This window comes from Pelagivirga sediminicola (assembly GCF_003072125.1).
GTDB lineage: Bacteria > Pseudomonadota > Alphaproteobacteria > Rhodobacterales > Rhodobacteraceae > Roseovarius > Roseovarius sediminicola.
Map to the genome: position 1 here is coordinate 389,850 of NZ_QCYH01000003.1, position 13,684 is coordinate 403,533.

The window sequence follows — 13,684 nt, forward strand, 5'->3', positions numbered from 1 at the left end:
TTGCACGGATGACATTCGAGATCCTCACCGCGCTGGTCGCATTCTGTTTTGTCGGGGTCATCACGCCCGGCCCCAACAACCTGATGCTGATGGCGTCGGGCGCCAATTTCGGGTTTCGCCGGACGGTGCCGCATATGATCGGCGTGGGGCTGGGCATGCCGATCCTGACCACGCTGGTGGGTATCGGCGTCATGCGCGTGTTCGAGATGTGGCCGCTGGTGCAACAGATTCTGCTGGTGCTGAGCGTTGCATACCTGCTGTTTCTGGCGTGGAAGATCGCCAATGCCGCGCCGCCGCCCCAAAGCGCTGCCGAGGCGACGGGCAAGCCGCTGACCTTCCTTCAGGCCGCTGCGTTCCAGTGGGTCAATCCCAAGGCGTGGTTCATGGCGCTGTCGGCGATCACGCTCTATGCGGGCGGGCGTGATCCCCTGGCGATCCTGTGGGTCGCGGGCGCCTATTGCGCCGTATCGACCATCAGCACGACCAGCTGGACCGCGCTGGGCCAGCAGATGCGCCGCTTTCTGGGCACGCGGGGGCGGCTGCGCGCGTTCAGCGGCTGCGCGCGTTCAACTGGACGATGGCGGCACTGCTGGTTGCGACGCTGATTCCGGTGCTGTGGCCTGCGTGACACGGCGGCGAACGCATTGCATTCGGGCCGCTACGCAGTCATATAACGCGGGCACCAAACCGGAGCCACGCAGATGACCCACTACCTCGACTTTGAAAAACCCCTGGCCGAAATCGAAGGCAAGGCCGAGGAATTGCGCGCCATGGCCCGCGCGGGCGAGGGCGTCGATGTCGAGGAAGAGGCCGCCGCGCTGGACAAGAAGGCCGCGACCATGCTGCGCGATCTCTACAAGGATCTGACGCCGTGGCGCAAATGCCAGGTCGCCCGCCATCCCGAGCGGCCGCATTGTCGCGATTACATCAAGGCGCTGTTCACTGAATTCACGCCGCTGGCCGGGGACCGGAACTTTGCCGACGATCACGCCGTCATGGGCGGCCTCGCGCGGCTGAACGACCGCCCCGTCATGGTCATCGGCCATGAAAAGGGCAATGACACAAAATCCCGGATCGAGCGTAATTTCGGCATGGCCCGCCCCGAAGGTTACCGCAAGGCGATTCGCCTGTTGGAGATGGCCGACAAGTTCGGCCTGCCGGTGATCACGCTGATCGACACGCCTGGCGCCTATCCCGGCAAGGGCGCCGAAGAGCGCGGGCAATCCGAGGCGATCGCCCGCTCGACCGAGAAATGCCTGCAGATCGGCGTGCCGCTGGTCAGCGTCGTGATCGGCGAGGGTGGATCGGGCGGCGCCGTTGCCTTTGCCACGGCCAACCGCGTGGCGATGCTGCAGCATTCGGTCTATTCGGTCATCTCGCCCGAAGGATGCGCATCGATCCTGTGGAAGGACGCCGAAAAAATGCGCGAGGCCGCCGAGGCGCTGCGCCTGACCGCGCAGGACCTCATCAAGCTGGGCATCACCGACCGCATCATCGACGAGCCGCTGGGCGGCGCACATCGCGACCCGAAGACCGCCATCGAAAACGTGCGCGCCGCGCTGGGCGAGATGCTCAAGGATCTGGACGGCAAGAGCGCCAAGGCACTGATCTCGGACCGGCGCCAGAAGTATCTGGACATGGGCAGCAAGGGGCTGGCGGCCTGAACGGTCAGAACCTGACGCCGGGCAGGCCGCTTGCCTGTTTCAGCCAGTCGGTCATCTGCGCCTTGTCCAGCCCGTCATCCTCATAGATGCTGAAATAGCGGGTCCCCTCGACCTTGGATTCGCCGGGCGGCATCGGCGTCAGGTCGGTGCCGCGCGTGAATGTGAGCTTTACGAATTTCTTGTAGCAATACATGGCAAAGAACCAGCCGCCATCGTTTCCGTAGAGCGGCGTGTTCCACTTGACGGCCTTGACGGCCTCCGGAAACACCTCGCCGACAAGGGCATCCAGACGGCGGCCGATATCCTGTTTCCATCCGGGCATGGCGCTGATGTAGGCCTGAACGGGCGCATCGCCTTCGCCCTTGGGTATCTGCGGATTGCCGCTGGACAGCAGCCTGGGTTCGGATGAATCGCTCATGGCGGCATGATAGCACAGCTCGCCTGCGCGCCTAGCTGGTCAACATCCGCAGGCCCTGCGTCACGTCCGAGCGGACGGCAAGGCGCAGCGCCGGTTCGTCCCCTGCCTTGAGCGCGCCGATGATGAGGCGGTGATAGGGGGGCGGCTCTTTCTGGCGCAGGCGTCCGTAGAGTTTGCGCATCGTCGGGCCCAGTTGCAGCCACACCGTTTCCGCCATCGCCAGCATCGCCGGCGCCTGCGCGCGCAGGTATAGCGTGCGGTGGAATTCCAGATTGCGGCGGATGTAAGCCACGGCGTCCTGGCGGGCGATGTCCTCGACTATGGCGCCGTTGATGGTGGTCAGCCGGTCGATCAGCGCGATATGCGCCCGCGGAAGCGCGCGGCTGGCCAGCTCGACCTCCAGAAGCGAGCGCAGCGCTGCAAGCTCTTCGATGCGGTCATTGCTAAGCTCGGGCGTCGACACGCGGCCCGACTGGCTCAGCGTCAGCGCGCCCTCGGCCACCAACCTGCGCAGCGCTTCGCGGGCCGGGGTCATCGACACGTCGAATTCGCGGCCGATCCCGCGCAGTGTCAGCGCCTGACCGGGGGCGATCTGACCATGCATGATGCGCGTGCGCAGGCCGCGATACACGCGGTCATGGGCGGCCGGTACGGGATCGGGGCGGGGATTCATCAACATGGAGGTGTTGTGATCACAAAACGCGCGCGCGTCAATCGAAGCGGTATCGGTGCAGCGCCGTGCCGCTCTGGCGCAACCATTTGCGGTGGCTCTGATAGTCCGGCATCAAGCGCGCGACGATGGCCCAATATGCGGGCGAATGGTTCATCTGCTCAAGATGGGCCACCTCATGCGCCGCGACATAATCGAGCACGCCCGCAGGCGCCATGATCAGCCGCCACGAATATCTGAGCCCGCCACTGGACGAACACGACCCCCAGCGCGACCGCGTATCGCGCAGCGTGATGCGCGCATAGCGGCGCCCCAATTCGGCGGCATAGCGGTCCGACGCTGCCGCCAGCCGGTCCCGCGCCAGCGTTTTCAGCCATGCCTGCAGACGCGCGGCATCGCCCCCCGGCACCTGCAGGCTGCCTTCCGCGCAGGTCACGCGCCGGCCGCGGCCCTCCTCGATCCGCAGCATTTGTCCCTCGACGGGAATCGACGCGCCGGGCGCGACGATCACCTCGGGCGCGCGGTCTGCCAGATGCCCGGCCAGCCACTCGCGTTTCGAGCGTGCGAAATCCAGCGCCTCGCGTTCGGCCAATCCCTTGGGCAAGGTCAGCGTCACGCGCCCGTCCAGCGCCGACACGCGCAGGCTGATCCGGCGCGCCTGCGCCGAGCGGCGCAAGGTAACTTCGATAGGGGGGTTGCCCGGAAGGATGTGCTGGCCCATATGCCTGATCTGTGCTGCTGCCGCTCAAAGGCTTTGACACCTTTGCCCCGTTATGGCAGGTGGCGCAGATCGCATGCAAGGCACCATATTTGAAAGGGACGCACATGCCCAAGGAAGAATGGGGCGTCAAACGCCTGTGCCCGACCACCGGCCAGCGCTTTTACGACCTGAACAAGGATCCGATCATCAGCCCCTACACCGGCGAGGTGGTCGAGCTGAACACGGGCAAGAGCCGGTCGATCAAGGCCGACGCCGAGGATGCCGAGACGAAGAAGATGAAGGACGCCAACACCGAGGATGACGCGGTGCTGGAAGATGACGACGATGTCGATGTCGATCTGGGCGACGACGTGCTGGAGGACGACGAGGACGAGGATGATGTCTCCCTCGACGAAATCGCGGACGTCGCATCGGAAGACGACGACAGCTGATATTGCCCGCGCCGGGCCGGATTTTTCGCTTGATCCCGCCCGGCGCTTTGCCTAATCAGCACCCAGTGGCCCGACCCGGCCACATCGGGGCCTTAGCTCAGCTGGGAGAGCGCCTGCATGGCATGCAGGAGGTCAGGGGTTCGATCCCCCTAGGCTCCACCATCACCTTTTAGATCAATGACTTAGAGAAGCCTTTGAGGGGTGTGCCACATCAGTGGAACACAACAATGCATCTCGACGCGTATCTATCTCGGTCCCGGCATGGCATATTTTACTTTCGCTGGCCGCTGCCAAAACGTCACGACTGCGACAAACGCACTTCTCTTCGTCTCTCGTTAAGGACACGGTGCCCAAAGCTAGCGGGTCAACTGGCCCGGCATCTTGCATCATGCGGTGATGCTCTGCGACACAGAAGAGGCCCGTCCAACATGCGTCATGACGAACTCAGGGTCTTGATCCATAAATACTTCAAGAAGGCGTTATCGACGCAGCTAGATCGGCTCGGCGCGGAAGGCCCCGTGTCGGAACTGGAACTCGCACCCTATCAGACCTCACAGGCGCTCGCTGAGGCGTCAGAGGAGGATTTCTGGGACATCCTTCAGCCGGATGGCACTGACGCCTACCTGCGGCAATTCTGCGAGGCCAGCGGCATTCCTCAGTCCGAAGCTATCGACAATCCGGCGAGGGTGCTGAGAGAGTACAAGTTGGCTTATCGGGACATGCTTAAGGCGTGGGAAGCGCATCGGCTTTCGCTGGACACCTATGAATACACGCGGGCCGTAGACATAACGGAACTAGACGAACCCGTATCGCGCAACGGCACGATAGGTACCTTACAGCAGGCCATAGATGCTTACGTGCAAGAAAATAAACACATAGGGACATGGAGGGCAGCAACCTTTGCTAAGAAGGAGGCAAGCCTTGGTCTGCTTACCGAAGTGCTGGGAAGCGATCGCATTATGACTAGCATCACAAAGCAGGACGCACAGGCAGTAAAGCGGATACTACTCGAACTACCAGCCAACAGGCACAAGATAGCCGCCACACGTGAATTGTCTTTGCATGAGGCCGTGGAAGTTGAGGGTGTTCAAAAAATCACACCGGTCACCGTTGATGGGTACATAAGCGTGTTTCAGTCATTCTTCGATTGGGCTGAGAGAAATGGATATGCAGCGGAAAAACTTTTCACCGGTATGCGCTTAGGAAAGTCTGCAAGTAAGGGTGCCCCAAAGCGAAAAGCCTTCGAGCAAAAGGCACTGGAGGCAGTGTTCCGAGAAATTACTCAAAACCATATCGGACTTGTGAAAACGGACAGTCATAAGTGGGCATCACTCATAGGCATATTTGCTGGAGCAAGGTTGAATGAGATCTGCCAGTTACAGGTAGCGGACATCCAGCGGGAAGATGGCATTTGGTTCTTTAACCTCATGGACGAGGGAGACAGCAACAAACGGTTTAAGAGCGATGCTGCTATACGCAAAGTACCATTACATAAGGAGTTACTTCGACTAGGACTTCTCGACTTTCATGCGTTGCGGATGCAGCACGGTGACAAGCGAATGTTTCCGGATTACAAGCACTGCATCAAGAATGGATATGGGCGTGCGCTAGGGCGCTGGTTCAACGTCACACTTACGCCCGCACTGGGGATCAAGTCCAAGCATCATGTATTCCACGGCCTCCGACACACAATGATTTCGAGACTAGCTCAGGCAGGCATCGAAGAACCGATATATCAATCCATTGTTGGGCATGAGAGACAGGGTGTTACGCAGCAGGTTTATAACCGCCAAGGCTATACGCTGGCACAGCTGAAGGCCGCCATCGATTTGTTCGCAGTGTAGGTCATGGAGGCTAATTGATGTGAGGCCACGCATGGCTTTGCAGCGGATCTTTCTGTCGCGTCAAAGGCAATAGATACCGACGGACGCAGGTATCGCAATTCTCCGCAAAGACAGCAACTTTGGTACCCAAACCCAGCCACAAACACAAAGTAGGAAAACCAGTATGGAGATAGCGAGTAGACCGATTAACCTGCACAGGAAAGTTTCAGGCAAGTTGGGACCAGCTATTTATGACAGGCTTGACAACATACAAGGGGAATTGGAACTGAAGGAGATGCGCCGTAAACGCGACGCTGCCTCTCAATATAGGTTCAAGAAGTGTTTGCGGGCGTTATGTTTGGACCTTTTTGACGCCCATCTTTCGGATCAAGAACTCGCCGTTGGTGTTAGACGTGACAAGACTGGGCTAACTCGAAACTCCAACTATCCAGCCTTTGTATCAGCGAGGCCGTTTCTGGATGCACTTGATGGCCTCATAGCTACAGGATACGTTGAGCAGCTTCGCTTGGGTACACAAGGTAGTGGGCAATCAACACGTATTCGCGCTACAGCACGGTTGGCCCGTGGGTTGGCAATGTCAGGGTTTGGACGATGTGACCTTGTAGATACTACCGACACGCTTCAAATCAAACTAAAGCGACGAGGCATCAAGAAGCGCGTCGCCTTCCGTGAAACAGAACACACAGCCCGATGGCGCAACAACCTTCTACAAATCAATCAGAATAATGCGCGATACACTCTTAGTCTTGATCTTGACGAAGCCGGTTACACGAAGCTCGAGAAGGTTCGGCAGCACAAGGCTGTGTCAAAAGCGCAGGTAGAGAAAGCACCATACCAGTACCAAAAAATCGATATGCTTCGTACGAGCCTTCACCGAGTTTTCAATAGTGTGGACTGGACAGAAGGCGGACGCTTCTATGGGGCTTGGTGGCAGTCGATCCCACGTGAGTACAGAGAGTATATTAGAGTAAACGGAAAGCATACCTGCGAGTACGACTACTCATCAATCCATCTTCGCCTTGTCTACCAGTATGCAGACTGTCCGTTAAACGACTTGGATGACCCGTATGCCAAACCATATGGCGAAAGGCATCGAGCAGTGGTGAAGAAGACGTTCAACGTCATGCTAAACGCATTAGGGAAGCCAAACGAGGCAACAGTACCTGAATTTGATGCGGTAGAAGTAGGGATGACTTGGCCAGACTTTCTTAAAGGGATTGCAGACCATCATTCGGGGATCGCCAACTATTTTTACACTGGCATTGGCAAGAACCTTCAGCGGCTTGAAGCGAATATAACGGAAGCGGTGCTTTTGAAGATGACGGGCATGCAGCAACCTTGCCTACCACTTCATGACAGCTTCATTACCTACGAGACACTAGGAGAAGAACTGCCCTTGCTCATGGAGCAAATTGCGCGGGATCATGGCCTTAAGAGTGCACCAGTCAAAGAAGCCTACACTTCAAAGTATGATGGCCCAACTGGCTTTGTGAGCATGGACATTGAAACCGCGCTGGATGAACTTAGAGAACGGGACTAATACGATTGGATGCGCTTCCGCTTCTCCAATCAAGGACAGTTCTCTCCGAGATAGGCTGTATCTCCCCTTACCCAGAACAGTTAGCAAAAGATCATAGTAGTTTCTCTTGTGACGAAGGGTTAGCCCCTGAAGTTTGCCGCCAGAGTATACGCCCGTAGCTTGAAGAGGGCCTCAACGCCATCCTGAGCTTATATTCGTAGCAGTGTAGCGAGCAGCAGCAAAAAACCAAACGGCACTGGTCATTTGCGCGGGACCTTTCGGACCACTGCAGCTCAGTAGCTGACAAAAAAGGTGCTCAGCAGATGCTTGACCCTAGGTGATCTATGCGCAGGCTTCCTTCCGAGATTGGCGGTTCGTTATACTTGCAGCGGGTTCAATCGCTCTATGCTCCGGGAGCTGATTTGTTGTCTTGTCTGAGACGCACCCAAACGACGGTAGGGTGCTCCCCAACACGTTCTACCTCAGCGATGCCCGAAGCTTCAACCAGGTCTGTCAGACGTGCAAATCCGAAGTTGCGGGCATCGAAGTCAGGAGCTTGTTTAGCGAGATGTGCCCCAACCTTTGCAAGATTTGCCTTGCCACTGTCCTCGGCAGTCGCACCGATCGCCTTAATCAGCATCTCGATTGCAGTGGCGTCGAGCGTGTCTGTCTTGGGGTCGAGCTTGGAAGCCGGAGCCTCGGAAGTGACCAACACTCCCCTATCAGCGTTTTCCTTCCGGTCCCCGTGCTCGCTTTCACGCGCGTTCAAGACGTCAAAATAGACGAACTTGTCGCAAGCGGTGATAAAGGGGCGAGGCGTCTTGCGTTCGCCAAAGCCGTAGACAGTTACGCCTTGCTCTCGGACACGGGCCGCAAGGCGAGCGAAATCGCTATCGCTGGAAACAATGCAAAACCCGGAAAAGCGGCCCGTGTAGAGGAGGTCCATCGCATCTATGATCATTGCCCCATCGGTCGCATTCTTGCCGGTGGTATAGGCAAACTGCTGAACCGGCTGGATTGAATGCTCAAGGAGGCAGTCTTTCCAACCATTGAGGTTCGGTTTGGTCCAGTCGCCATAGATACGCTTTACACTCGCGGTTCCGTAGTTCGCAATCTCTGCAAGCAACCCGTCTACTATCTTGGACGAGGCATTGTCGCCGTCGATCAACAACGCCAGCGTCTGGCTCTGCTCACTCGCCATAATATCCTCTCAGTTTCAAAAACATCATCTGACAGGGACTTCATGCAGAAGTCCATGGCTACCGAGGGCTCGGTCATAGTCGGCTCTTCCACCGGCCAGCTTTTCACGCGCAGCGGAGGTTTCGCGTTCATGTGCAAACGGTTGGAAAGTCCCGCACAGCAGACCTTGGTGCATCCTTCAGCGAACGGCAGATCTGAGCAAGAGGCCATTTTAAGCTCACTGACAGTCCCTAGACATAGATGCGCACACAGTGCGCGCATCCACCATCAAGCCCCCTCAGTGGCGCTCTCCGTGGCTCCTAGGATACGATAGACAGAGGCACGACCAATCCCAAGACGGTTGGCGATCTCGGTGGCCCCGATCCCCTCTTTTCTAAGCCGCTTAACCTCATCGGCCTTGGCTCTCGCAGTTGGCTTTCGTCCCTTGTACTTGCCAGCCGCCTTAGCTTTCGCAATGCCCTCCCGCTGGCGTTCCAGCATTATCTCGCGCTCGAAGGCTGCGACGGACCCAAGCACAGTCAGCATGAGCTTTCCTGTCGGGGTGCTGGTATCAATGTTCGTGTCCAGAATACGTAGGCTTGCCCGCTTGTCCTGTACCCGCTGCAGGACCTCCAAGAGGTGCGTCACCGACCGGGCTAGCCTGTCCAGCTTGGTGACAATCAGCGTGTCTCCCCCCCTAAGCTGATCAATTGCGCTTTCGAGCTCTTGCCGCTTGCGGACATCGACTGACGACACCTGCTCTTTGAAGACCTTCTCGCAGCCAACCCTCTCAAGGTCTCGCAGCTGACCCTCATACCCTGCTTTCTGATCAAGTGTGGAGGTTCTCGCATAGCCTATCAGCATCGTATCAACTCCTATGTGTCTCACTAGCACCTAGACCATAGGGGGGCCTTCCGTATCAAAAGTCAACAACAATGTTTGTGAGACACACATTGTGCAAACGTGAGACACCTCACTAGACCTTGCCCTTGTGAGACAGCGCACATGCAGACGCTGCTCCAGTACGTTGTGTAGCCTGTCTTCAGATAGCTATGTGTAGTCAGCTGTTCCACCTGTAACGAAGGGGGGCATGGGGGAAACTGTTGCGCAAAGATGTATTGATACCCCCTCGAAAAAATGTGTCTGAAGTTTCTTGAGCTTAGGTAAACAAGCAGTTCTTTCACGCGCGACAGTATCATTGCAACCATGATCAGAACTCAATACGTTTCCCACATAGCTACTACCCAAGTTCAAGAAATCGAAGCATGATAGGGACTGCATGAGCAATACAGTAGAAACAGGCGCAGCAGATTTTTCCAGCGGTCGACTACGTTTCAGTGTGAGCTTGGTAAAGCAAGGAAAAAAGCAGTTTTACACGCTAACGATGCCTAGCGAGGTTCTCGCTCGCACGTGCAAAGTAACGACGCGACGGGAAGATCCGTCGAAAGGTTTTCAAAGAAATTTGGATCCAAAGCGGGCACAAGAGATCGCCGACTACATCGACACTGGCACTGGTACAATTCCGAACTCGATAGTTCTATCTGCGCAGGAAGCCGCACAGTTGAAGGTCGTGGGTAAAGGCAAAACACTCGAATTTACGGACACACCGGACGCCTTCTTAGTGCTTGACGGGCAACACCGTGTCTTTGGGTTTTCATTGGCGTCAACGTCTCTGCGCGTACCAGTAGTAATATACAACGGTCTTAGTAGAACGGAAGAGGTCAGACTGTTCATCGACATCAACACCAAACAAAGGCCGGTCCCACCACAGTTGTTGCTAGACATAAAGATGTTAGCAGAAACAGAAAATGAGACGGAGGAGGTATTGCGCAGTGTCTTCGACTATTTTGAGGGTGAGGACGATAGCGCGTTATTAGGCTTTATGTCTCCATCAGAAGCGGCCCGCAACAAGATCACGCGGGTCACCTTTAACCAAGCAGTGAAGCCCTTACTTACTTTATTTCCGGGTAAAGAAGCATACGACATTTATCGTATATTGAATGCTTATATAACGGCCCTAAGCGCGGAGGTATCAAAGAAAAGTACTCTACCTGTGCTAGCCAAGCCTGTAGTCTTTCGGGCATTTATGGGCTTCTTCCGGCCCGTGGCGCAAAGGATGGTGGATCGCTTTGGCTCCAACTACAGCGCGGCTAACTTCCAATCAGTTGTAGAACCGGTATTCGCCAATATGCAAATAAAGAAGTTGGAGAAGCCAGGAACGAGCTGGGCTGCGCTCCGTGACTATTTAGAGGTTCGGCTGGTTAGCAAGCTGACGCTGTAAGTACATTGGCAGACATTTCCACCTACTTAGCGTCGAACTCCATTCGGAGGTTGGGGATAGAACCAGCCGTGGAAGGAGGCATGCGCAGATGGATTGAAATCGGAGCTTTCGTTCCCAAAGTTATCTCATCAGCAGGCGGCTTCGAGATGGGCAGCGTGAATACAAGGCAACTCGTGCCATTTATCACCCATGAATACGAACGCTTTGCCTTATCATCTGCAGAAAGCATCTTGGTCGCTAATTTGGAAAGTGATATACATGGTCTCACTGGGTGGCCATTGTTAAAGATGTATTACTCAGCATTTTTTGCAGCCCACGCAATCATGCGGTCTCAGGGCGCTGGGGTGACTAAACTTGAAAAGAAGCAAGCAGCAAAGATTAATAGTTTCCTTGCTCTACTTGGCGAGCATGACGAGACTGTGACGGCTGGCATGTACCTTTACCAATTGGATATAAGCCAGAGGTCGGGCCCTATTGTGACGTTCACGCCACATGAGCCGGGTGCCGGAGTACACGAAAGTTTTTGGAATAGCTTTTGTGATCACTTGGACGGACATGCAAAAACCGCAGTACGTTCAGGCACAGTTGATGCCACTGCGATTGTCACTGGTAGTGAAGAAGTGTGCCGTGCCATCAGAGGGTCTTCTTCCCACGCAGGAGCTTGGCTCTCAACTATGCGCAATCAGATCAACTACCAACACCAGCACTCAGTATGGTTTCCCCTTAAGAGGCGCAACAAAGTCAAGGAGTTACTCAGCGGACTGCAAATTCAGCCGTCAAAGTTGGCCAAGTTGGCCGCATCACCTAAGACCCACCCAGTTCAAGCGTTCGCTGAAGCCACATTCTACCTAGCTTGCCTAAATATCGATGTTGCCGAGGTCATCGCTACAAGGTCTTCAAAAGGAAATGCATTTGGACCCAAATGGAAGCGGATACGAGCACTGGTCAAATCGGGCCACTAAGCCGAAAGGCATTATTCTATGTTTTTTAAATCCATATGGATCAAGGCCGTATGTTGTTGTGTGGCGTTTAGCATTACATCACCTTTGCTGGCTAAAAGTTGGGAGCAGGCTATAGCCGATGTAGAGGCGATGTCGGACAGCTTTTTAAGTATCGCTGAAGCAAAGGGCTTCAACGAACCGTTAGGCACAGCTTACAACGAAGTCGATGTCAGCATGCACCTTTGCGCAATCCTTGGTCGCATGGTTGGACACAAGGAAGCAATCTTTCATCTAGAACCACCTCAGCCAAGTCCCAGTGCAACAGGCCGCGACTTTGCGATCGCAGCGGTCTCACTCAGCAACTGGGTGATAGCTGCGAAGTATCACTCGAGCATAGATGCAGACACAAAGAGTCGATTATGGAACCTCGACTGCATTGGGCGCCACGGTATACCGCAAGGCCTCTATGTTGAAGTTCCGTCTGGTCATAGCATCGTCTTTGATCCAAATCGCCGTGCCATAATGATCCAAGGAGACATTACTGCTGGCTTTGCCGATACTGTTGCTCAAGCAATCCGTGAATACCCCGAAGCGAAAGTAGTCTCTCTTGGTTCGGGCGGAGGTGCCGTCTATGAAGCCCTGCGAGCGGGTAGGTTGATCCGTTCTGCTGAGCTGGAGACGGAATTGATAAATGGTTGTTATTCAGCATGCCCGCTGGCGATGGCAGGGGGGACCATAAGGTTCATGTGGTGGCCATTTGAAGAACTTGGCCTTCATGAAGTTTCTGCCTACGGGGTTGCATTGCCGCCTTCAGCATCCGTTTACAACGACATCGCGCTATACCTTACTGAAATGGGCATCGACGCATCGCAGGTGCTGCCTATGATGTGGTCAGCACCACCGTCTGGCATGTACTTGGTCAAGGAGCAGGAGCGTTGTGATACGCGACTTGTAACCAATCACCAGCGTGGCTGCCTTGCCTTCTAAGCGCCGCTTCAGCATCTGATTGAGTTGTAGGCGACCTTGAGAGCCGTCCATTATAATGACTGCAAGAGCGAAACGTCTTGGGAGATGATCGTATCCGTCCGCTGACGCCGCTCTGACCGAGGGAATCTGGGGCTGATAGTGTCCACCATCGATAGTGGACATCATGAGGCACTCCATGGCGGGCAAGAAGGGCCAGAAGAAGCGGTTCTGGGCGGACGAAGAGAAGCGATCGATCTGCGAGCAGGCTTTGGCACCGGGCGTGTCGGTCGCGCAGGTTGCCCGTCGTTATTCGATGAACGCGAACCTGATCTTCAAGTGGCTGAAAGACCCCCGCTTTTCTCCTGCTGCGGACAAAACGCAAATGGCGTCGAAAGATGACGGTATCTTCTTGCCGGTGGAAGTGTCGGGGCCGTCCATCGACCATGATGCCGACGACGCGCCCATGATGACAGCGGGTTCGACATCGGCCCCTCTTCTGGCGCATCGGGTCGACATCACGCTGTCGGATGGACGACGGGTCGTTGTCGAAGGGCCGACGGCGCTGTCATCTGTTATCGGGCTCGTGCAGGGGCTGATGGCATGATCCCGGTTCCGAGCAATACACGGGTGTGGCTCGCGGCCGGGGTGACGGACATGCGGCGTGGCTTCAACACCTTGGCGGCGCAGGCCGAGAAGGTCATGGCCGAGGATCCGTATTCCGGCCATCTGTTCGTGTTCCGGGGGCGCCGGGGCGATCTGTTGAAGATCATCTGGTGGGACACCCAGGGGGCTTGCCTGTTCTCCAAGCGCCTGGAGCGCGGCAGGTTCGTCTGGCCCGCGGCGAAGGAGGGCAAGGTCAGCCTCAGTCCGTCGCAACTCTCGATGCTGCTGGAGGGGATTGACTGGCGCATGCCGCAAAAGACATGGCGGCCATTGCAGGCGGGATAACTCAACAAAACAGGGGTTTAGGCGCATTCCTTGTTCCACTCCCGCCGCCGGTTCAGTATATTCCCGCCATGCTGGAGACGCTGAAATCCCTGCCGGACGATG

Annotated in this window: 15 protein-coding genes and 1 tRNA gene; 11 read left to right on the plus strand and 5 right to left on the minus strand. The window is 56.1% G+C overall.

Going from position 1 to position 13,684, the window contains the following annotated elements; translation table 11 throughout:
• Window positions 1–8: 8 nt before the first annotated feature.
• Both DC366_RS08175 and DC366_RS08180 read left to right on the plus strand, forming a co-directional pair.
• On the plus strand, window positions 9–605 hold the full coding sequence (locus tag DC366_RS08175) for a LysE family translocator (protein ID WP_439331653.1): 597 nt from the start codon (window positions 9–11) through the stop codon (window positions 603–605).
• 96 nt (window positions 606–701) lie between these two features.
• On the plus strand, window positions 702–1,664 hold the full coding sequence (locus DC366_RS08180; protein ID WP_108691686.1) for an acetyl-CoA carboxylase carboxyltransferase subunit alpha: 963 nt from the start codon (window positions 702–704) through the stop codon (window positions 1,662–1,664).
• 4 nt (window positions 1,665–1,668) lie between these two features.
• Here the strand turns inward: DC366_RS08180 and DC366_RS08185 are convergent, their stop codons facing one another.
• From DC366_RS08185 to DC366_RS08195, 3 genes are read right to left on the minus strand one after another with little or no spacing between them, the layout of a single operon-like run.
• Window positions 1,669–2,082, minus strand: a complete 414-nt coding sequence (locus DC366_RS08185) for a DUF1801 domain-containing protein (protein ID WP_108691687.1) — start codon at window positions 2,080–2,082, stop codon at window positions 1,669–1,671.
• Window positions 2,083–2,113: 31 nt separating this feature from the next.
• On the minus strand, window positions 2,114–2,761 hold the full coding sequence (locus DC366_RS08190) for a GntR family transcriptional regulator (protein WP_108691688.1): 648 nt from the start codon (window positions 2,759–2,761) through the stop codon (window positions 2,114–2,116).
• Between the two features lie 31 nt (window positions 2,762–2,792).
• Window positions 2,793–3,473: a M48 family metallopeptidase gene (locus tag DC366_RS08195; RefSeq protein ID WP_108691689.1), complete on the minus strand. Its 681-nt coding sequence runs from the start codon at window positions 3,471–3,473 to the stop codon at window positions 2,793–2,795.
• A gap of 104 nt (window positions 3,474–3,577) precedes the next feature.
• Here DC366_RS08195 and DC366_RS08200 point away from each other — a divergent pair, with 104 nt between their 5' ends.
• The 4 genes from DC366_RS08200 (at window position 3,578) to DC366_RS19620 (ending at window position 7,288) form a co-directional block, all read left to right on the plus strand.
• Window positions 3,578–3,904 (plus strand): TIGR02300 family protein, encoded by a 327-nt coding sequence (locus DC366_RS08200; RefSeq protein ID WP_108691746.1) that lies wholly within the window; start codon window positions 3,578–3,580, stop codon window positions 3,902–3,904.
• 86 nt (window positions 3,905–3,990) lie between these two features.
• Window positions 3,991–4,066 (plus strand) — tRNA-Ala (locus DC366_RS08205).
• A gap of 266 nt (window positions 4,067–4,332) precedes the next feature.
• Entirely contained in the window at window positions 4,333–5,748 is a 1,416-nt protein-coding gene (locus DC366_RS08210) for a site-specific integrase (protein ID WP_165802871.1), read from the plus strand.
• Between the two features lie 163 nt (window positions 5,749–5,911).
• Window positions 5,912–7,288 carry a hypothetical protein gene (locus DC366_RS19620; protein ID WP_133176181.1) on the plus strand — a complete coding sequence of 459 codons (1,377 nt, stop codon included), beginning with the start codon at window positions 5,912–5,914 and terminating at the stop codon, window positions 7,286–7,288.
• Window positions 7,289–7,670: 382 nt separating this feature from the next.
• Here DC366_RS19620 and DC366_RS08220 read toward each other — a convergent pair whose 3' ends face one another.
• Both DC366_RS08220 and DC366_RS08225 read right to left on the minus strand, forming a co-directional pair.
• Entirely contained in the window at window positions 7,671–8,468 is a 798-nt protein-coding gene (locus DC366_RS08220) for an NYN domain-containing protein (protein ID WP_108691692.1), read from the minus strand.
• Between the two features lie 266 nt (window positions 8,469–8,734).
• The gene (locus tag DC366_RS08225) at window positions 8,735–9,310 is read right to left on the minus strand and encodes a recombinase family protein (protein WP_108691693.1); all 576 of its coding nucleotides are present in this window, start codon (window positions 9,308–9,310) and stop codon (window positions 8,735–8,737) included.
• 415 nt (window positions 9,311–9,725) lie between these two features.
• On the opposite strand from DC366_RS08225, the gene DC366_RS08230 reads away from it, so the two are divergent.
• The 5 genes from DC366_RS08230 (at window position 9,726) to tnpB (ending at window position 13,582) form a co-directional block, all read left to right on the plus strand.
• Window positions 9,726–10,727 (plus strand): DGQHR domain-containing protein, encoded by a 1,002-nt coding sequence (locus tag DC366_RS08230; RefSeq protein WP_108691694.1) that lies wholly within the window; start codon window positions 9,726–9,728, stop codon window positions 10,725–10,727.
• Between the two features lie 80 nt (window positions 10,728–10,807).
• Window positions 10,808–11,689 (plus strand): hypothetical protein, encoded by an 882-nt coding sequence (locus DC366_RS19625; protein WP_133176182.1) that lies wholly within the window; start codon window positions 10,808–10,810, stop codon window positions 11,687–11,689.
• A gap of 18 nt (window positions 11,690–11,707) precedes the next feature.
• The gene (locus DC366_RS19630; RefSeq protein ID WP_133176183.1) at window positions 11,708–12,655 is read left to right on the plus strand and encodes a hypothetical protein; all 948 of its coding nucleotides are present in this window, start codon (window positions 11,708–11,710) and stop codon (window positions 12,653–12,655) included.
• A gap of 175 nt (window positions 12,656–12,830) precedes the next feature.
• On the plus strand, window positions 12,831–13,238 hold the full coding sequence (gene tnpA / locus DC366_RS08240; RefSeq protein ID WP_108691696.1) for an IS66-like element accessory protein TnpA: 408 nt from the start codon (window positions 12,831–12,833) through the stop codon (window positions 13,236–13,238).
• Window positions 13,235–13,582, plus strand: a complete 348-nt coding sequence (gene tnpB / locus DC366_RS08245; protein WP_108691697.1) for an IS66 family insertion sequence element accessory protein TnpB — start codon at window positions 13,235–13,237, stop codon at window positions 13,580–13,582. The genes tnpA and tnpB overlap by 4 nt, the downstream gene beginning before the upstream one ends.
• Window positions 13,583–13,684: the final 102 nt, after the last annotated feature.